16 protein-coding genes and 1 riboswitch are annotated in these 19,156 nt (G+C 66.0%); of the genes, 12 read left to right on the top strand and 4 right to left on the bottom strand.

Annotated features, from left to right (window positions below):
* Window positions 1-77 precede the first annotated feature (77 nt).
* Window positions 78-737, bottom strand: coding sequence for a response regulator (locus QM612_RS06005; protein WP_415252993.1), 660 nt, complete (start codon window positions 735-737; stop codon window positions 78-80).
* Entirely contained in the window at window positions 734-1,933 is a 1,200-nt protein-coding gene (locus QM612_RS06000) for a sensor histidine kinase (protein ID WP_415252992.1), read from the bottom strand. Before QM612_RS06000 ends, QM612_RS06005 begins: the two co-directional genes overlap by 4 nt.
* A 134-nt stretch (window positions 1,934-2,067) precedes the next feature.
* On the opposite strand from QM612_RS06000, the gene QM612_RS05995 reads away from it, so the two are divergent.
* From QM612_RS05995 to QM612_RS05970, 6 genes are all read left to right on the top strand, one after another.
* Window positions 2,068-2,664, top strand: a complete 597-nt coding sequence (locus QM612_RS05995; protein WP_415252991.1) for a GNAT family N-acetyltransferase — start codon at window positions 2,068-2,070, stop codon at window positions 2,662-2,664.
* Window positions 2,661-3,422: a septum site-determining protein MinC gene (gene minC / locus QM612_RS05990; protein ID WP_415252990.1), complete on the top strand. Its 762-nt coding sequence runs from the start codon at window positions 2,661-2,663 to the stop codon at window positions 3,420-3,422. Before QM612_RS05995 ends, minC begins: the two co-directional genes overlap by 4 nt.
* A gap of 33 nt (window positions 3,423-3,455) precedes the next feature.
* Window positions 3,456-4,268: a septum site-determining protein MinD gene (gene minD / locus QM612_RS05985; RefSeq protein WP_415252989.1), complete on the top strand. Its 813-nt coding sequence runs from the start codon at window positions 3,456-3,458 to the stop codon at window positions 4,266-4,268.
* Window positions 4,269-4,271: 3 nt separating this feature from the next.
* Window positions 4,272-4,532 carry a cell division topological specificity factor MinE gene (gene minE / locus QM612_RS05980; RefSeq protein ID WP_415252988.1) on the top strand — a complete coding sequence of 87 codons (261 nt, stop codon included), beginning with the start codon at window positions 4,272-4,274 and terminating at the stop codon, window positions 4,530-4,532.
* Window positions 4,533-4,586: 54 nt separating this feature from the next.
* On the top strand, window positions 4,587-5,129 hold the full coding sequence (locus QM612_RS05975) for a hypothetical protein (RefSeq protein ID WP_415252987.1): 543 nt from the start codon (window positions 4,587-4,589) through the stop codon (window positions 5,127-5,129).
* Window positions 5,130-5,287: 158 nt separating this feature from the next.
* Window positions 5,288-7,243 carry a M2 family metallopeptidase gene (locus QM612_RS05970; RefSeq protein WP_415252986.1) on the top strand — a complete coding sequence of 652 codons (1,956 nt, stop codon included), beginning with the start codon at window positions 5,288-5,290 and terminating at the stop codon, window positions 7,241-7,243.
* Between the two features lie 85 nt (window positions 7,244-7,328).
* Here the strand turns inward: QM612_RS05970 and QM612_RS05965 are convergent, their stop codons facing one another.
* Window positions 7,329-8,582 (bottom strand): multidrug effflux MFS transporter, encoded by a 1,254-nt coding sequence (locus QM612_RS05965; RefSeq protein WP_415252985.1) that lies wholly within the window; start codon window positions 8,580-8,582, stop codon window positions 7,329-7,331.
* 150 nt (window positions 8,583-8,732) lie between these two features.
* Window positions 8,733-8,863: riboswitch (glycine riboswitch) on the top strand.
* Window positions 8,864-8,983: 120 nt separating this feature from the next.
* Here QM612_RS05965 and gcvP point away from each other — a divergent pair.
* The 6 genes from gcvP to QM612_RS05935 all read left to right on the top strand — a co-directional run bounded on the left by gcvP (window position 8,984) and on the right by QM612_RS05935 (window position 17,635).
* Window positions 8,984-11,893 carry an aminomethyl-transferring glycine dehydrogenase gene (gene gcvP / locus QM612_RS05960; RefSeq protein WP_415252984.1) on the top strand — a complete coding sequence of 970 codons (2,910 nt, stop codon included), beginning with the start codon at window positions 8,984-8,986 and terminating at the stop codon, window positions 11,891-11,893.
* A 187-nt stretch (window positions 11,894-12,080) separates the two neighbouring features.
* Window positions 12,081-12,956 carry a phytanoyl-CoA dioxygenase family protein gene (locus QM612_RS05955; protein WP_415252983.1) on the top strand — a complete coding sequence of 292 codons (876 nt, stop codon included), beginning with the start codon at window positions 12,081-12,083 and terminating at the stop codon, window positions 12,954-12,956.
* Window positions 12,953-14,080, top strand: coding sequence for an alcohol dehydrogenase catalytic domain-containing protein (locus QM612_RS05950; protein ID WP_415252982.1), 1,128 nt, complete (start codon window positions 12,953-12,955; stop codon window positions 14,078-14,080). Before QM612_RS05955 ends, QM612_RS05950 begins: the two co-directional genes overlap by 4 nt.
* Before the next feature lies 1 nt (window position 14,081).
* Complete coding sequence (locus QM612_RS05945) at window positions 14,082-14,918, top strand: alpha/beta hydrolase (RefSeq protein ID WP_415252981.1); 837 nt, start codon at window positions 14,082-14,084, stop codon at window positions 14,916-14,918.
* Complete coding sequence (locus QM612_RS05940) at window positions 14,915-16,504, top strand: alpha-amylase family glycosyl hydrolase (RefSeq protein WP_415252980.1); 1,590 nt, start codon at window positions 14,915-14,917, stop codon at window positions 16,502-16,504. The genes QM612_RS05945 and QM612_RS05940 overlap by 4 nt, the downstream gene beginning before the upstream one ends.
* Before the next feature lie 261 nt (window positions 16,505-16,765).
* Window positions 16,766-17,635, top strand: a complete 870-nt coding sequence (locus QM612_RS05935; protein WP_415252979.1) for a helix-turn-helix transcriptional regulator — start codon at window positions 16,766-16,768, stop codon at window positions 17,633-17,635.
* Here the strand turns inward: QM612_RS05935 and QM612_RS05930 are convergent.
* Window positions 17,629-19,156: ERAP1-like C-terminal domain-containing protein (locus tag QM612_RS05930; RefSeq protein ID WP_415252978.1), on the bottom strand; the 1,528-nt coding region annotated here is incomplete at its 5' end. The two genes, QM612_RS05935 and QM612_RS05930, sit on opposite strands and share 7 nt — an antisense overlap.

The following is a 19,156-nucleotide window of genomic DNA, read 5'->3' as shown; positions in this document are numbered from 1 at the left end:
TGCGGCATCGGCGAGACCCTGATGCACCGCGAGCACTGCCATCGCCCACCATGCGCCGGGGCATGGAGGCCGAAAGTTCACACCAATTGCAGTTCAAACGCCTTCAGCACAGCCCGGGTGCGGTCGCGCACGCCCAGCTTGGACAGGATGTTGGAGACGTGGTTCTTGATGGTGCCTTCGGCCACGCCCAGCGAATTGGCGATTTCCTTGTTGGAGAAGCCTGAGGCCATCAGCCGCAGGATTTCGGTTTCGCGGTCGGTCAGCGGGTCGGGGCGATCCAGGCTGACGAACTCGTTGCGCATGTGTTCCAGCCCGGACAGCAGGCGCTGGGTCACCGCCGGCTGCACCAGCGAGCCGCCACCGGCCACGGTCTGGATGGCATCCACCAGTTGCTCCAGCGACACGTCCTTGAGCAGGTAGCCCTTGGCCCCGGCCTTGATCCCGGCCAGCACCAGCGCGTCGTCATCGAAAGTGGTCAGGATGATGGTCGGTGGCAGCGTGCCGGCCTGGCTCATCGCCTGCAGCGCTTCCAGCCCGGACATCGCCGGCATCCGCATGTCCATCAGCACCACGTCGGGACTGACCTGCGGGATGGTGTCCACCGCCTGCCGGCCATCGGCGGCCTCGGCGACGACTTCGATGCCGTCGGCCAGCGCCAGCAGGGAACGGATGCCCTGCCGCACCAGGGTCTGGTCATCGACGAGGAACACACGGATCGTGTCGGTGGCTGTGCTCATGCGGCGATTCCTTCGGGCAGGCCGATGGCGGCATTCGGCGCCACCGGCAGGGTCATGGTCAACTGGAAGCCCTGGCCCTGGCGGCTGGCGATTTCCAGCCGCCCGCCATGCTGTTGCAGCCGCTCGGACAGGCCGCGCAGGCCATTGCCGGGCGTGATCTGATCGCTGCCACGGCCATCGTCGCGGATGCGCAGAACCACGTTGCTGCCATCGCGATACGCATCCAGCCACAGCTGCGACGCCCCGGCATGGCGCACCGCATTGGTGATGGCTTCCTGCGCGCAACGCAGCAGCACATGCGCACGTTCGGGGTCATCGACGGTCAGGGGTTCTTCGATGTTCATTTCGATGGCCAGCTGCGGCACGTTCTCGCCCAGCGGGCGCAGCGCGGCACCCAGGTCGATGGCCCCGCCCTCGCGCAGCTGGCTGACCGCCTCGCGCACGTCGGTCAGCAGCAGCCGTGCCAGCGTATGCGCCTGTTGCACATGCTCCTTGACCCGCCCCTCGGACAGGTGGCCGGCCACTTCCAGATTCAGGCTGAGTGCGGTCAGGTGATGGCCAAGCAGGTCGTGCAGTTCGCGCGAGATGCGGGTGCGTTCGTTGACGCGGGCGCTGTCCGCCAGCAGGGCGCGGGTGGCGCGCAGCTCCGCATTCAGGCGGCGCTGGTCCTCGCGCGCCTGCGCCTGCTGCAGGGCCACCAGGCTGACGATGAACACGAAGCCGGAAAACCCCGCATACAGCATCGACTGCATCAGCGCCACCAGCGGCGGGAAGTCCAGCAGGCGGATGAACACCGGTGCCACCGCCAACTGGCCCACCAGCAGCCAGGCCGCACCCAGCGGCAACGGCAGCAGCCAGGGCAGCACGCAGGCAGCCACCATCAGTAGCACGCTGCCCAGCCCGGTGCCGCTGAAGTAGCTCACGCTCAACGCCGAAAAGGTCAGCACCACCAGCAACAGGTAATCGCCGGTGGTGCGGCGGCGACCCAGCGCCCGGGTCAACCAGGCATACCCCAGCCCGAAGGCCAGATAGGCCAGCCACACCTGCCAGGGCAGATGGCGCAGCGCCGCTTCCTCGTCCGCCAGCGGGTCAAGCACCGGTCCCATCCATGAATAGAGCAGAGGCAAGCCCACCATCGCCCAGGTGAACAGGCCGGCGTAGCGCAACAGGCGGGTATGTGGGATGCGTGCAAGCATGCCGTGTTATACCGCTTTGATGGCTCGTTTGGCCTGCATCGAAGGTCATGGCCCCCTGCCCGCGCACGCATGCGATAATCCACGCACCGCCGGCATGTGCCGGTCTCTGCCGCAAACACCCGGAGTTCCAAGGAATGTCGATCGCCATCCGCGACGTGCGCGAGCACGACCTGGATTCCGTCCTGGCCCTGAACAATGCGGCCGGTCCTGCGATCCTTCCCCTCGACGCCGCCCGCCTGCGCCAGTTGTTCGACACCGCGGAATATTTCCGCGTGGCCGAACGCGACGGCGCGCTGGCCGGCTTCCTTATCGGCTTCGGCTCGCAGGCCGGGCACGACAGCAGCAACTTTGCGTGGTTCCGCGAACGCTACCCGCATTTCTTCTACATCGACCGCGTGGTGGTCGCCAGCCGCAGGCGCGGCGGCGGCGTGGGCCGCGCGCTGTATGCCGATGCCCAGAGCTATGCCGAACTGCGCTACCCGCAGATGGCCTGCGAGGTGTTCCTGCAGCAAGGCACCGACCACGCCCTGCTGTTCCATGGCAGCTTCGGCTTCCGCGAAGTCGGTCAGTTCGTGATGCCGGCGCACGACGTGCGCACCTCCATGCTGATGAAATCGCTGTGCAGCTACGAGTGGGTGCGCGACACCTATGGCGATGCGCTGCCCGCGCAGCCGTGGCTGCAACAGCCGCGCCCGGTCGCAAACGGACGTGCCGAGGAACGCCGCGCATGAGTGCGCAGGTGGATTACGCACAGGCGGGCGAGCTGAAGTTCGGCCAGGTCGGCATCGCCAACCTGCGCGTGCGCACGCTCGACGTCGCCCAGCTTGCCGCCGAAATGCGCGACCGCGTGCAGCGCGCACCCAACCTGTTCGCACGTGCGGCAGTGGTGCTGGACTTCGGTGGCCTGAGCAAAACGCCATCGGTCGATGATGCCCGCGGACTGGTCGAAGGCCTGCGCGACGCCGGCGTGCTGCCGGTGGCATTGGCCTACGGCACGAAAGAGATCGAAGCGCTGTCGCAGGAACTCGGCCTGCCGCTGCTTGCCAAGTTCCGCGCGCAGTACGAGCGCAGCGATGGCGAAGCCGCGCCACCCGCGCCCGAACCGGCCAAGCCGAAGGCTGCCAGCAAGCCTGCGCCCAAGCCCGCGCCGGCAAACGCCGCGCCCGGCCTGATGCAGGCCGCGCCGGTGCGTTCCGGGCAGCAGGTGTATGCGGAGGATCGCGACCTCACCGTGCTGTCCTCGGTCGGTGCCGGCGCGGAAGTCATTGCCGATGGCTGCATCCACATCTACGGCCCGCTGCGCGGGCGCGCGCTGGCCGGGGCGAAGGGCAACACCGACGCACGCATCTTCTGCCGCGAGTTCCACGCGGAACTCGTGGCGGTGGCTGGACACTACAAAGTGCTGGAAGACCTTCCGAAGGAACTGCGCGGCAAGCCCGTGCAGGTCTGGCTGGAAAACGGGCAACTCAAACTCGCGGCGCTGGACTGACGCCGCATCCACGGATCAACGGAGGAAGCCAACTTGGCTGAGATCATCGTCATCACTTCGGGCAAGGGCGGCGTGGGCAAGACCACGACCAGCGCCAGCATCGCCACCGGCCTCGCGCGGCGCGGCAAGAAGGTCGCCGTCATCGACTTCGACGTCGGCCTGCGCAACCTTGACCTCATCATGGGTTGCGAGCGTCGCGTGGTCTATGACTTCGTCAACGTGATCCACGGCGAGGCCACGCTGAAGCAGGCGCTCATCAAGGACAAGCGCTTCGACAACCTGTTCGTGCTGGCCGCGTCGCAGACCCGTGACAAGGACGCGCTGACCAAGGAAGGCGTGGAGAAGGTTCTGAAGGACCTTGCCGACGACGGCTTCGACTACATCGTCTGCGACTCGCCCGCCGGCATCGAGAAGGGCGCGTTCCTGGCGATGTACTTCGCCGACAAGGCGGTGGTGGTGGTCAACCCGGAAGTGTCCAGCGTGCGCGACTCCGACCGCATCCTGGGCCTGCTTGCCAGCAAGACCCACCGCGCCGAAACCGGCAATGGCGAAGTCGCCGCCTACCTGCTGCTGACCCGCTACAGCCCGCAGCGCGTGGAAAACGGCGAAATGCTGTCGATCACCGATGTCGAGGAAGTGCTGGGCCTGAAAACGATTGGCGTGATCCCCGAATCGGGCGACGTGCTGAACGCCTCCAACAAGGGCGAGCCGGTCATCATGGATGCCGAATCCATCGCCGGGCAGGCCTACGACGACGCGGTGGCGCGGCTGATGGGTGAAGAGCGTTTGATGCGCTTCACCACGCTGGAGAAGAAGGGTTTCTTCAGCAAGCTGTTCGGGGGCTGAGGCATGGGCATCTTCGATATCTTCAAGGCAAAGAAGGACACCGCGCAGACAGCGAAGAACCGCCTCGTGGCGCTGATCGCCGTTGATCGCGTGGCGGGTGGCCCCGATTACCTGCCCGAACTGCGCCGCGATCTCATCGCCCTGCTCGCCAAGCACGTACCGGGTTTCAACCCGGATGCCGTCAACGTGGAACTGCACAAGGACGGCGATCAGGACGTGCTGGACATCTCGGTGGCGCTGCCCGAGGCGCGCGCTGGCGCGTGATCTTGATCTTCGTCATTCCGGCGCAAGCCGGAATCCAGCTTCTCGGTACGGCGCATGACAAAAGAACTGGATTCCGGCTTGCGCCGGAATGACGAGCACTCATCGGCGGCATTGGTTCTCACCCTCGCCGACATCGGCTTCGACGCCCCCGCCGCCCTGCTCGCCCGCTATGGCCTGCGCCTGCTGCGCGTTGCAGATGGTGACGCCATCACCGGCAGCTACTGGGGCGAGTGCGAGGCCGGCATCGTCGGCAATGATGTGTACGCACGCACCGACACGCCCGTGCATTCGCTGCTGCACGAGGCCGGCCACCTGATCGTGCTGCCGCCGGAGCGCCGCGCAGCCGTGCATACCGACGCCACCGATTCCGTCGCCGAAGAAGACGCCGTGTGCGTGCTGCAAGGCCTGCTGGGCGATGCCCTGCCCGGTGTGGGCCGGCAGCGCGTGTGGGCCGACATGGATGCGTGGGGCTATACCTTTCGCCTCGGTTCCGCGCGCGCCTATGTGGAACGCGATGCCGACGCCGCATGGGCATGGCTGCGCGAACGCGGCCTGATCGATGAACAAGGCACGTTGCGGTTCCCTGATCTTCGGTAAGCAAACAAGGGAAGCATGGCGCGCGGCCCCTCGCCGGGCATTTCGAGCCCAAGAGGGGCTGCGGGCCCGTGCTTCCCGATCCAACACACCTCACTTGCCGCCCCTAACCGCCAAGGTCTAGCCTTGTGCTTCCTTTCGCCGCACCACCGAGGATCGCCGTGAAGCTACGCCCTGCCCTGCTCGCCATCGCCATCATCGGCACCCTCGGGCTTGCCGCCTGCAAGCGCGACGAAGCACCCACACCAGCAACTGCACCAGCCGCCAGCACGCCAGCGCCTGCAGGCGAAACCGCCGATCAGTTCGTTGCCCGCATCAACGACGAGATGCGCAAGCTGACCACCGAGCTGAGTGCATCGCAGTGGCTGTCCAGCACCTACATCAACAGCGACAGCGAACTGGTCGCAGCCAAGGCCAACGAACGCTGGCTGGGCCAGCTCAACACGTGGATCGAACAGGCCAGGCGCTATGAAGGCCAGCAGATGTCGCCGCAGACCGCGCGCGCGCTGCGCCTGCTCAAGCTGATGACGGCGATGCCCGCGCCGAAGGATGCGAAGAAGCTGGAAGAACTGACCCAGCTCGCCACCCGCATGGAAGGCATGTACGGCGCCGGCAGCTATTGCACCGGCGAAGGCGATGCGAAAACCTGCCGGGACATCGGCCAGCTCAGCGAAGTGCTGGCCGGCAACCGCGATTACAACGCGCAACTGGATGCATGGCAGGGCTGGCACACCATCAGCGTGCCGATGCGCAAGAACTACACGCGCTTCGTCGAACTGGTGAACGAAGGCGCGAAGGAAATGGGCTTTGCCGATGCCGGCGAGATGTGGCGCTCCGGCTACGACATGAGCCCGGCGGAACTGGCCGCCGAAACCGACCGCCTGTGGGATCAGGTCAAGCCGCTGTACGAGCAACTGCACTGCTATGCGCGCGGCAAGCTGGAGGCGACCTACGGCGCGGACAAGGGCCAGGTGAAAGGCGGCATGCTGCCCGCGCACCTGATGGGCAACCTGTGGCAGCAGGACTGGAGCAACCTGTGGGACATCCTGCAGCCCTACAAGGGCGTCGGCAAGCTGGATGTCAGCAGCGCGCTGAAGCGGATGGCCGATGCCAACGAACAGCGCGAACTCGACAAACCCGGTGACAAGAATGCCGGCGAGGCCGAGCGCACCTTCATGGCAAAACGCGCTGCGGAACTTGCCACCGCCAAGCAGATGACCGAACGCGCGCAGGACTTCTACGTCTCGCTGGGCATGCGCAAGCTGCCGGACAGCTACTGGCAGAAGTCGCAGTTCATCAAGCCGCTGGACCGCGACGTGGTCTGCCACGCCAGCGCGTGGGACATGAACATGCAGGGGGATGTGCGCACCAAGATGTGCATCAAGCCCACCGAGGAAGAACTGACCACGATCTACCACGAGCTCGGCCATCTCTATTACGACCTGGCCTACAACACGCAGCCGCCGATCTTCCAGGGCGGCGCGCATGACGGCTTCCACGAAGCCATCGGCGACACCATCGTGCTGGCGATGACGCCGAAATACATGGCCTCGGTCGGGCTGGTGGATGCGCAGCAGCAAAGCCACGAAGCGGTGGTCAATGCACAGATGCGGATGGCACTGGCGAAAATCGCCTTCCTGCCATTCGGGCTGATGATCGACCGCTGGCGCTGGGGCGTGTTCGACGGTTCGATCAAGCCGGACGGCTACAACAAGGCATGGTGGGACCTGAAGGCGAAATACCAGGGCGTCGCCCCGGCAACACCGCGCGGCGAGGAGTTCTTCGATGCCGGCGCGAAGTACCACGTCCCCGGCAACACGCCTTACACCCGCTACTTCCTGTCGCACGTCCTGCAGTTCCAGTTCTACAAGGCGCTGTGCGAAGCCTCCGGCCACAAGGGCCCGCTGTACGAATGCAGCTTCTACGGCAGCAAGCAAGCCGGCGACAAATACTGGGCGATGCTGTCCAAGGGCAGCAGCCAACCCTGGCAGCAGACGCTGAAGGAACTCACCGGCGGCGAGAAGATGGACGCAAGCGCCGTGCTGGAATACTTCGCACCACTGCAGGACTGGCTGAAGCAGCAGAACAACGGGCAGAACTGCGGCTGGCAGCCCTGACGGTACTCTCCATGCACGGGAAAGCGCTGAAACAAGCCTTTCCCGTCATTCCGGCTTGCGCCGGAATGACGACATTGCAAGCTCACTACAAATCCGTCGGTTCCAGCGCCGCCGCTTCATCCACATCCGGCACGCGCAGCGCGCGCCTCGATGCATGCGTCTGCCACCACCAGAACAGCCAGCCCGCCAGCGTGAACGCCGCCGCGCCCATCGCCAGCACCAGGCCACTGACCGCCAGCAGCGGTGACAGCAGGCCGGCAATGATCGCGTTCAACAACAGGCCGCCGAAGGCCTGCAACGAAGATGCACTGCCACGCTGGCGCGGGAACATGTCGAGGATGGCCAGCGTGATGATCGGGAACACCAGCGCGATGCCGAACGCATTGAAGCTCATCGGCAGCACCGCCCACGGCACCGTGGGCACATCGACCAGCAGGTTGTAGCCGATGTTGGCAAGCGCGGCGATGCCGCAGCAGAGGAAGCCAATCGATGCCAGCCGCTGCCCGTCGATGCGGCCCGCCGTGCGTCCGGAAACGAAGGCACCCAGCATCATCCCGCCGATCATCGGCACGAAGAACCACGCGAAATCACGTTCGCCCAGCCGCAGCATGTCCAGCACGAAGGCCGGTGCCGAGGCGATGTACAAGAACAGCGCGCCGAAGTTGAGCGCACCGGCGGCGGACAGGCGCAGGAAGCGCGGGTTGCGCGCAATTTCCAGATAGCCGCGCAGCAGCGGCCCGGCCTGCAACGGCAAGCGCGCGGCGGGCGGATGGGTTTCCGGCAGCGCGCGCCAGACCGCCAGCAACAGCAGCACGGAAAACGCGGTCAGGAACCAGAAGATGTCCGGCCAGTGGCCCCAGCCCAGCAGCCAGCCGCCGATCACCGGCGCGATGGCCGGGGCGATGCCGAAGATCATCGACACCTGACTCATCAGGCGCTGCGCATCGTGGCCGTGCAGCACGTCGCGGATCACCGCGCGGCCCACGATCATGCCCACGCCCGCACTCAGGCCCTGCAAGGCACGGAACGCCAGCAGCATCGGCAGCGAGGTCGAAAGCGCGCAGCCCACCGACGCCAGCGCGAACACCACAAGCCCGGCCAGGATCACCCGCCTGCGGCCCAGCGCATCGGACAGCGGCCCATGCACCACACTCATCGCCGCATAGGCCAGCAGATAGACGCTGATGGTCTGCTGCATCGCCGCCTGCCCCGCGCCAAGGTCTGCGCCGATGCGCGGGAAGGCCGGGAAGATGGTGTCGATGGAGAACGGGCCGAACATCGCCAGCCCGCCCAACAGCAGGGCAAGACGGCGGTTCGAGGGGCGGCTGGCAGCGGTCATGGCGCAATGCTACGCATCTGCCGTCGCAAGGTGGGCAGGGACGCGCGGCTATATGGCTGGCTGTATAATCGACGTGACGGTGGGAGAAGCGCGCAAACCGCGCTGCCGAAGGCGCAACCGCCCGGAATCGCTCAGGCCTGATACCGCCGTCGAACACACTCTGGAGAGATCGTCACGTCCGTCCACCGGGCGATGCCGACGCCGAAGGGGCAAGAAGCCGTGCGGAATCCTCCCCCGCCGCGCGCTTCCAAACTCTCAGGCAAAAGGACAGAGTCGGGTGCCAGCCCTGCCGTCATTCCGGCGCAAGCCGGAATCCAGCTTTCACGGTTTTCCGAGGAAGCCAACGGCTGGATCCCGGCTTGCGCCGGGATGACGCCCATCCCTTCTTCCGGCGCCCCGACATGACCCAGCCCTCGCTTCGCTCGCTCGAACACCACGACGCCTTCATCGAACGCCACATCGGCCCCAACGACGCCGAAATCGCGGCGATGCTGAAGGTGGTCGGACACGATTCGCTGGAAACCTTCACCGACGCCATCGTCCCGGCCTCGATCAAGTCCGCAACAAAGCTGGCATTGCCGCAGGCGATGACCGAAGTCGATGCACTGGCGAAGATCCGCGCCATCGCGTCGAAGAACAAGGTTTTCCGCAGCTTCATCGGGCAGGGCTATTACGGCACCCACACGCCCAACGTGATCCTGCGCAACGTCCTCGAAAACCCTGCGTGGTACACCGCGTACACGCCGTATCAGGCGGAAATCTCGCAGGGCCGCATGGAAGCCCTCATCAACTTCCAGACGATGGTGGCCGACCTCACCGGCATGGACATCGCCAATGCCTCGCTGCTGGACGAAGCCACCGCCGCCGCCGAGGCGATGACGCTGGCGAAGCGTTCGGCCAAGTCGAAGTCGGGCACCTTCCTGGTCAGCGGCGACACCCACCCGCAGACGCTGGAACTGCTACGCACGCGCGCCGAGCCGCTGGGCATCGTCATCGAACAGGCCAATTCCACAGAGGCATGGCACGCGGCACTGGCGAAGGGCGACTACTTCGGCGTGCTGGCGCAGTACCCCGCCTCCAGCGGTTGGCTGGCCGACTGGAGCGAGGAAGTCGCGAGCATCCATGCGAAGAACGCACTGGCGATCTTCGCCACCGACCTGCTGGCGCTGACCTTGCTGAAATCGCCCGGCGAGATGGGCGCGGACATCGTGATCGGCAACAGCCAGCGCTTCGGCGTGCCGTTCGGCTTCGGTGGCCCGCACGCGGCGTTCATGGCCTGCCGCGACGCCTACAAGCGTTCGATGCCGGGCCGCCTGATCGGCGTGTCCATCGACGCCGACGGCAACCCCGCCTATCGCCTCACCCTGCAGACCCGCGAGCAGCACATCCGCCGCGAGAAGGCGACCTCCAACATCTGCACCGCGCAGGTGCTGCTGGCGGTGATGGCCTCGATGTACGCCGTCTATCACGGCCCCGATGGCCTGAAGCGCATCGCCAGCCGCGTTGCGCGCCTGACCGCGATCCTGCGCGACGGCCTGCGCCAGCTCGGCTACGCGCAGGGCCACCACGACTCCGCGTTCGACACGATTTCACTCAAGGTCGGCGACCGGGCCGAGGCGCTGATCGCACGCGCGCAGTCGCTGGGCGTGAACCTGCGCAAGGCCTGGGGCGAGTACATCTGCATCTCGCTGGATGAAACCACCACCCGCGCCGACATCGAACTGCTGTGGCGCATCTTCGGTGGCGACGATGCGGCGCTGCCGTCGATCGACGCGCTGGACGCCAGCGCGCCCTCGCTGATCCCGGCGGAACTGGAGCGCAAGAGTGCCTTCCTCACCCACCCGGTGTTCAACACGCATCACAGCGAGCACGAATTGCTGCGCTATCTGCGCCAGCTTGCGGACAAGGATCTGGCGATGGATCGCACCATGATCCCGCTGGGCAGCTGCACGATGAAGCTCAACGCTACCGCCGAGATGATCCCGGTGACGTGGCCGGAGTTCGGCAACATCCATCCCTTCGTGCCTGCCGACCAGGCGCAGGGCTACAAGGAGCTGATTTCCGGCCTTGAAGCGATGCTGGTGGAAGCCACCGGCTACGACGCGGTGAGCCTGCAACCCAACTCCGGCGCGCAGGGCGAATACGCCGGCCTGCTGGCGATCCGCGCGTACCACGCATCACGCGGCGAGAGCCATCGCAACATCTGCCTGATCCCGGAGTCCGCGCACGGCACCAATCCGGCCAGCGCGCAGATGTGCGGCATGAAGGTGGTGGTCACCAAGTGCGATGCCAACGGCAATGTCGATGTCGAGGACATCCGCGTGCAGGCCGAGAAGCATTCGGAAAACCTGGCCGCGATCATGATGACCTACCCATCGACACACGGCGTGTTCGAGGAAGACGTGGTGGAGATCTGCGAGATCGTCCACAGGCACGGAGGGCAGGTCTATACCGACGGCGCGAACATGAACGCCCTCGTTGGCTTGGCAAAGCCCGGCAAGTGGGGTTCCGACGTTTCGCACCTGAACCTGCACAAGACCTTCTGCATCCCGCACGGCGGCGGTGGCCCCGGCGTTGGCCCCTGCGCGGTGAAGGCGCACCTCGCGCCGTTCCTGCCCAAGGCCTTCGGCGAGGACGGCGTGCAAACGTCCGGCAGCGGCGGCGGCGCGATGGTGTCGGCGGCCAGCTTCGGCAGTGCGTCGATCCTGCCGATCTCGTGGATGTACATCGCGATGATGGGCCGCGACGGCCTGCGCAAGGCCACGCAGGTGGCGATGCTCAACGCCAACTACATCGCCAGGCGTCTCGCCCCGCACTATCCCACCCTGTACACCGGCCGCAACGGGCTGGTCGCGCACGAATGCATCCTCGACCTGCGCCCGCTGGAGAAGCAGTCCGGCATCAGCGCCGAGGACGTGGCCAAGCGCCTGATCGACTTCGGTTTCCACGCGCCGACGCTGAGCTTCCCGGTGGCCGGCACGCTGATGGTGGAGCCGACCGAAAGCGAGACGCAGCACGAGCTGGATCGCTTCATCGATGCGATGATCCAGATCCGCGCGGAGATTCAGGACGTGATCGACGGCAAGCTGGATCGTGCCGACAACCCGCTCAAGCACGCCCCGCACACGGCCGTGCAAGTCAGCGCCAGCGACTGGGCGCACGCCTACACGCGCGAGCTGGCCGCGTTCCCGCTGCCGGTGCTCAAGCAGGTCAAGTACTGGCCGCCGGTGGCGCGCGTGGACAACGTGCATGGCGACAAGAACGTGATGTGTGCGTGCATCCCGGTGGATGCGTACAAGGACGAAGCGTAAGCGCCTTCATGGCCCCTCTCCCATCGGGAGAGGGGTTGGGGTGAGGGTACGGATTCGCACCGAACCCTCATCCGCCCCTGCGGGGCACCTTCTCCCAAAGGGAGAAGGATTTCTTCTTGATGACGCAACGCATCACGACAGGTCACGAATCCGACAGTTCACAGGTGCGATCCGACAATCGCAGTAGATGCCCACGCGCATCCACGCGCCTAGCATGCGGGCTTCCGCCTTCATCCGCGCACGCGCCGCCATGCCCATCGACATCGATTCGCCCTACCCGCTCGCGCCCGAGCAAATCGCGCAGTTCCGCCGCGACGGCTTCATCAAGCTCAAGGACGTGTTCGATGCCGACACGCTGCGCCATTACGGCGAGGAAATCACCCGCCTCACCATCGCGCTGAACACCCAGACCGTGCCGCTGGAAGAGCGCAGCACCTACGACAAGGCCTTCCTGCAGGTGATGAACCTGTGGACGCAGGGCGGATTGGTGAAGGAGTTCGTGTTCGGCAAGCGGCTGGCCGGGATCGCCACCGCGCTGCTGGAAACCAAGGGCGTGCGCCTGTACCACGACCAGTCGCTGTACAAGGAGCCAAACGGCGGCATCACGCCTGCGCACGCCGACCAGTACTACTGGCCGCTGGACAGCGACCGCTGCATCACCGCATGGGTGCCGTTGCAGGCGGTGCCGCAGGACATGGGCCCGCTGGCGTTCTTCGCCGGCAGCCAGCATGTCGAGTTCGGGCGCGACCTTGGCATCAGCGATGAAAGCGAACGCGCGATCACCCAGAACATGGAAGCGCACGGTTTTCCCATCGTCGATGCGCCGTTCGACCTTGGCGAGGTCAGCTTCCACCTGGGCTGGACGTTCCACCGCGCCGGGCCGAACCGCTCGCAGACGCCGCGCTCGGTGATGACGGTGATCTACATGGATCGCGACGTGCGACTGAAGGCGCCGGACAACCACATGCAGCAGAACGACTGGGATACGTGGTGTCCCGGCGCGAAGATCGGCGAGATCATCGACACGCCGAAGAACCCCGTGCTGTTCGAAGCGGCGGCGTGAGCGCAGCGACACTGCAAGCGCGCGCCGCCATCGCCGATGGCGCGGGCGGCTTCGTCACCGACCATGTGGACGTGGCTGCGCCCGGCCCCGGCGAGGTGCGGGTGGCGATGGTCGCCGCCGGCGTCTGCCATACCGACCACGCCTCATTGCACTGGCCCGGCCCGCTGGTGATGGGGCATGAAGGTGCAGGTATCGTCGAAGCGGTCGGCGCAGGCGTTGAACACCTGCATCCTGGACAGGCGGTGCTGCTCAACTGGGCGATTCCCTGCGGCGAATGCCTGCAATGCACGCGCGGCATGCAGGCAATCTGCGAACGCACCCATGGCCCGCATGCGCACGGCGCGGCCAGCAGCGCCGCGCACGCCGGCAGCACGCGCTGGCGCGGCGAACCGATTGCCCGCTCCTTCCACCTCGGCACCTTCTGCGACTACACCGTGGTGCGCGCGGAAGCGGTCACGCCGCTGCCCGACGCACTGCCGCCGGATCCCGCCTGCATCCTCGGCTGCGCGGTGATGACCGGCGTCGGCTCGGCGATCAACATTGCACAGGTGGCGCAAGGCGACAGCGTGGCGGTGCTGGGCTGCGGCGGCGTGGGCCTGAACGTGGTGCAGGGCGCGCGGCTGGCCGGCGCGGGCACGATCATCGCCATCGATCTGGTACCCGAACGCTTGCAACGCGCGAAGGCGTTTGGTGCCACCCATCTGCTGCAACCGGATGCCGGTGATGCCGACCACGTCGCGCTGATTGAGGACGTGCGCGCACTTACCGGCGGACGCGGCGCGGATCACGCCTTCGAGGCCACCGGCGTCGCCGCTATGGCCTTCCTGCCGCTGCGTCTTGCGCGCAATGGCGGCAACGCCTTGCAGGTCAGTGGCGCGCACGGCAAGAGTACGGTGGAACTCACCGATTTCTTCTGGAACAAGCGCTATCTTGCGCCGCTGTACGGTGGCTGCGTGCCGGCGCGCGACTTCCCGCGATTGTTCGACTGGGTGCAGCGCGGCGAACTGGCGCTGGCCGCGCAGGTCAGCCATCGCTATCCATTGGAAGCACTGGCACAGGCCTTCGACGACATGCTGGGCGGGCGCAGCACCAAGGGCGTGCTGCAAATCGCGATGGATCACTGACATGCCCACGAGCTTCCGCACCGTCGAGCTGTCCGACCCGGCGATCCCCGCTGATGGCCTGCGCCACGCCACGCTGAAGAGCCGCGCGCTGGGCCGGCGTGCCGATCTCACGTACTTCCTCACACCCGGCGCGGAAGCCGCGCACGATCTGCCCATCGTGATCCTGCTGCACGGCGTCTATGGTTCGCATTGGGCCTGGGCATTGAAGGGCGATGCGCATCGCACTGCTGCGCGATTGGTCGAGGACGGCACGATTCCACCGATGGCGCTGCTGATGCCATCGGACGGCTTGTGGGGCGACGGCTCCGGCTATCTGCCGCATGCGAATGCCGACTACGAACGCTGGATCGTGGACGAAGTCCCGGCATTCGCGGCCGAGGCCATCCCCGCATGCAGCACCGATTCGCCGGTCTGCATCGCCGGCCTGAGCATGGGCGGCTATGGCGCACTGCGGCTGGCGGGCAAGCATCCCGCGCGCTTCGCCGCTGCCGCCGCGCATTCCACCATGACCGACATCGCCCAGTTCGACGCATTGCTGGAAGAACCGCGCGTGGGCTGGAGCGATGCACCGATTGATGCCAGCGTGCTTGCTGCCTTGCTCGGTGCGAAGGCCGCGCTGCCGCCGCTGCGCTTCGACTGCGGCCGCAGCGATCCCTTCATCGAAGCCAACCGCGCCCTGCATGCTGTGCTGGATGTTGCCGGCATCGCGCATCGCTATGAAGAGTTCGACGGTGGCCACGAATGGCCGTACTGGACTGCACACCTGGCCCGCAGCCTGCGCTTTTTCGGCAGGGTGCTGCGCGGCGCGAATGACGTTTACCGGGAGGATCACGCATGAAGCTTGTCCGGCTGCTGTCCGCAGCGCTGCTGGCATTTTCCATCGCCGGCTGCGCGACGCCATCCCCCACCACCGCGACCACGCCGCCGCCGCAGGCCAAGGCTGGCGAGGAAGTGTTCTATCACGTGTTCTTCCGCAGCTTTGCCGATGGCAATGGCGATGGCATCGGTGACCTTCATGGCATGACCGCGCGGCTGGATTATCTGAAAACGCTTGGCGTCACTTCGATCCTGCTGACGCCGCTGCAGCCCTCGCCCTTCTATCACAACTACTTTCCGACTGATTTCGAAGCCATCGATCCGGCCTACGGCACGCTGGACGACTACCGCGCATTACTGCGCGCCGCCCATGCGCGCGGGTTGAAGGTGTATCTGGATATCGAGATGCAGTACGCAGGCGAAGGCCATCCGTGGTGGACGCAGTCCATCGGCAAGCCGGACGCGCCGTTCGCCGATTACCTGCTGTGGCGCGATGCCGCACGCACCGAGGCCGAGCCCTTCCTCAACCAGCCGAAATGGGAAGGCTATGACGGCCGCTGGCACGCCATCGCCATGCTCAACCTCAACAACCCGAAGGTGCGCGACTACTTCCAGCGCGTGCTGCTCTGGTGGGCCGATCCGTGCGGCGACGGCAGCGGGCGTGATGGCGCGGACGGCTTCCGCATCGACCACATGATGGACGACCTCGACAACAAGGGACTGGCCACCCATCTGTTCGACGATTTCTGGAAGCCGGTCTTCGATGCCCTGCGCGCGCGTCGCCCGGGCTTCCGGATCATGGCCGAACAGTCCGACTGGGGCTACGGCACGGACTGGCTGGTGCGCGGCCGCGCCGACCTGGTGTTCGCTTTCCCGCTGCGCGGCGCGATGGTGAAGCTGGACAAGGGCGAGATCGTGAAGGCCCTGCGCGAAACCGAGCGCATCACGCCCGAAGGCAAGAGCCAGATCGTGTTCATCGAAAACCACGACACGGATCGGGTGATGTCGCTGCTCGAAAGCGATGCCGCAAAGGCGCGCGCCGCTGCTGCGATTTCGTTGCTGGTGAAGGGCGAACCGCTGCTCTACTACGGGCAGGAACTGGGCATGCGCGGCATCACCGGCAAGGTGGGCATGTCCGACGGCAATCACGTCCCGCTGCGCGAGGCGATGCGCTGGTCGAAGGAACTGGAAGCGCCCGGCTCGGCGATCTGGTATCGCGGCGACGGCAGTGCGCGCTGGTGGACGCAGCGCTACAACCGCACCGGTGATGGCGTGTCAGTGGAAGAACAGGATGCCGATGCAGGCTCGCTGTTGAACTGGTACCGCCAGCTGCTTGCCTTGCGTGCAAGTCGCCCTGAACTGCGCAACGGCACGCAATCATTGCCCTGCGCCGATGACACTCCGGTTCTGTGCCTGCTGCGCGAAAGCGGTGGCCAACGCACGCTGCTGCTGGTGAACCTGGGCAGGCGTGAGGCGCGCGCCGCATTCGATGCGGGCATCGGTGGCGGATGGCGCGACCTGTTGGGCAAGGATGCACAGGTAGTTGATCCCGCTGCGCTGTCGCTGCCGCCGTTTGAAGTACACGTCCTCGGCAGCTCTGCACCCTGACACGCCACGCTTGGGGCTACCGTCATTCCGGCGAAAGCCGGAATCCAGCTTTAAGGAAGCTCTGAACAACTCCCGAAACGTCATCCCGGCGAAAGCCGGGATCCAGCTTTTTCAATGACTTACCAAAGAGCTAGATTCCGGCTTTCGCCGGAATGACGGCTTGTTCAGACCTTCCTTAAATAGCTGGAGCAAGAACTGGATTCCGGCTTTCGCCGGAATGACGAGTGATTGCCGAGCAGGAACCGCGCATAGAATCGCCCCATGCACGCGCCCCACATCGACCGCCCCATCTGCGAACCGGTGCAGCTGCGCCCCGGTGCGCAGCTGCGCGTGCTGCAGGTAGAGGAAGGCGCGGACGCGCTGCCCAACACGCCGTTCCCGCATTACCACGACGTCTGCGAGCTGGTGCTGTTCGGCAAGGTGCATGGCAGCTTCGTTGCAGGTGGCCTGCGCTATCCACTCGATGATGGCTGCATCGCCTTCGTGCCATCGCTTGTGCAGCACGACTTCGCGCTGGATGGCGGCGCGCGCGACTGGCTGCTGATGCAGGCCGACCCTGCCACGGTTGCCAGCCTTGCCACCCTGCCCAGCATGGAGGCATTGCGTGGTGCGTTCTGCGCGCGCCCGTCCGCTGAACTTGCAGCACGCATCGCCACGCTTGCGCACTGGCTGCACGATGCCGCCGCCAGCGAGGCCGCGCTTGCCGTGCAACTGACGCAGGCGCTGCTGTGCGCCGCCGCGTCCGCGCCGATGATCGAAGGTGAACCACTCGGCGAATGCAACGACACCTTGCGCCGGCTGCGCCCGGCCATCGAGGCGCTGCGCCGCGATCCCGCGCAGGCACCCTCGGCGGAACAGGCCGCTGCGCTGTGTGCGCTGTCACCCGCGTATTTCAGCCGCCGCTTCCACCAGCAACTGGGCATGGCGTGGAGCGAGTACGTGCGTACCCATCGCCTGCACCTTGCCAGCCAGTGGCTGCTGGAAAGCGAACGCAGCGCCGCCGCGATTTCAGCGGAACTCGGATTCTCCACGCCATCGCATTTCGGCGAACTGTTCCGCCAGCGTTTTGGCGTGTCGCCGGACGCCTACCGCCGCGCGGGGCGGCGGCAGGTGTTGCCAGCAGCTCAATAACCCTGCTTCTTCAACCACGCATCCACCTGCGGCAGCCGCTGCGCGCGCAGCTTCAGGCCGGTCTGGATGCCGGTGATCGCCATTTCCGCATCGCGGCGCGAAGTCGGGGCGATGTACTGGTCGGCGAATGCGCGGATCTTCTCGATCATCTTCTCGTCATTCGCACCTGCGCCCAGCCCCGGGTAGTAACGCGCACGCGAGGTCGAATCCACCAGATTGTCCACCTGCTCGCGATGCGCGACGGCGAAATCGAAGGCCATGTGCGGATGCTCGTAGCCCACCCTTGCGATCATCCCCGCGCTGTTGGTCGCGCCCGGCTCATCGGTCAGCGCCATGTCCAGCGCCTTCTGCGCCAGCGTCTTGTCCTTGGCTGCCGCCAGCAGCGCGTAGTACTGATCGCGGATCATCGAGGACTGCTCGGCCTTCGCCAGCGCATGCAGCTTGTCCCAGGTGGCGGCATCGGCATTGCGGGCGACGATGCCCAGCACGGTGCGGCGCAGGTCGGGCGACAAGGCCTTCGGGTCCTGCAGCGAGGCATTGAAGCGGCGGTTGGCCTCGGCGATGACATCGGCATCGCCCAGACGGCTGAGGATGCCGATCAGGCTGCTGCGCAGCTGCTTGACCGTGGCGGAATCGCCTTCGCGGTTGTCCCAGCCCAGCGTCTTGAACTTCGGCGACAGCCGCGACAGCGCGTACTTGCGGTAAGCGGCCTGGCGCTTGGCGTCGCCATCGAACAAACCATCCAGGCCGCTCACGGAGCCGGCCACCATCTGCCACACGTCCGGTGATGCCGAAAGCGGCACGCCTGCGGCAAGATCCAGCATGTCCGCCTCGGGTTGCAGCCCGACTGCCGACAGCGCGCTCGTATCCATCAGCACGCCAAGCTGATCCACCACCGGCAGGCTGGCGAAAGCGCCACTCAGCGACTTGAACTGTTCCGGCGCATACAGCGTGCGGAAGTAGCCCTTCTGGCCGGCGTTCACCACCACCGGCGCGCCGCAACCCGGCAGTTCCACGCGGGCATTGCCATCCACCAGCGTGCGCACCACGGTGTCGCCTGCGCCACGCACGCTGACCGGCACGCGCCAGCGCAGCGGCTGCTTGTCGGGGCGATCCACGGTGTACTCGCCCTGCTCCAGCGCGACCACGGTCTTGCCGTTCTCGCAGCTGCTGCTCGCCTTTATCAGCGGCACGCCCGGTTGCAGGGTGAAATCGTGGGCGACCTCGGCAAAGCGCTTGCCCGGCGCGGCCTTGTCGATCTCCGCCCACAGCTGGTCGGTTACCGCGTTGCCATAGGCATGCTTGCCTATGTAGCTGCGCACGCCGTCACGCCACGCGGTTTCGCCCACGTAGTCTTCCAGCATCGAAATCACCGCCGAGCCCTTGCCGTAGGTGATGCCGTCAAAGGCCTGGCTGGCCTGCTCCACCGTGGCCACGTGCTGCACCACCGGATGGGTGGTGGCATAGGCGTCCTGCCCCATCGAGCCGCGACTGGTATAGGCGGCTTCAACGTTGTCGATG

It is taken from the genome of Thermomonas sp., from assembly GCF_047606765.1.
GTDB lineage: Bacteria > Pseudomonadota > Gammaproteobacteria > Xanthomonadales > Xanthomonadaceae > Thermomonas.
The sequence above is the reverse complement of the archived record's forward strand: the minus strand, read 5'-3'. Positions and strand labels throughout refer to the sequence as shown.

Bases quoted from the DNA above. Each gene is read 5' to 3' on its own strand.
- QM612_RS06005 (WP_415252993.1), bottom strand. From the start codon at position 737: ATGAGCACAGCCACCGACACGATCCGTGTGTTCCTCGTCGATGACCAG.
- QM612_RS06000 (WP_415252992.1), bottom strand. From the start codon at position 1,933: ATGCTTGCACGCATCCCACATACCCGCCTGTTGCGCTACGCCGGCCTG.
- QM612_RS05995 (WP_415252991.1), top strand. From the start codon at position 2,068: ATGTCGATCGCCATCCGCGACGTGCGCGAGCACGACCTGGATTCCGTC.
- minC (WP_415252990.1), top strand. From the start codon at position 2,661: ATGAGTGCGCAGGTGGATTACGCACAGGCGGGCGAGCTGAAGTTCGGC.
- minE (WP_415252988.1), top strand. From the start codon at position 4,272: ATGGGCATCTTCGATATCTTCAAGGCAAAGAAGGACACCGCGCAGACA.
- QM612_RS05975 (WP_415252987.1), top strand. From the start codon at position 4,587: ATGACAAAAGAACTGGATTCCGGCTTGCGCCGGAATGACGAGCACTCA.
- QM612_RS05965 (WP_415252985.1), bottom strand. From the start codon at position 8,582: ATGACCGCTGCCAGCCGCCCCTCGAACCGCCGTCTTGCCCTGCTGTTG.
- gcvP (WP_415252984.1), top strand. From the start codon at position 8,984: ATGACCCAGCCCTCGCTTCGCTCGCTCGAACACCACGACGCCTTCATC.
- QM612_RS05955 (WP_415252983.1), top strand. From the start codon at position 12,081: ATGCCCACGCGCATCCACGCGCCTAGCATGCGGGCTTCCGCCTTCATC.
- QM612_RS05945 (WP_415252981.1), top strand. From the start codon at position 14,082: ATGCCCACGAGCTTCCGCACCGTCGAGCTGTCCGACCCGGCGATCCCC.
- QM612_RS05940 (WP_415252980.1), top strand. From the start codon at position 14,915: ATGAAGCTTGTCCGGCTGCTGTCCGCAGCGCTGCTGGCATTTTCCATC.
- QM612_RS05935 (WP_415252979.1), top strand. From the start codon at position 16,766: ATGCACGCGCCCCACATCGACCGCCCCATCTGCGAACCGGTGCAGCTG.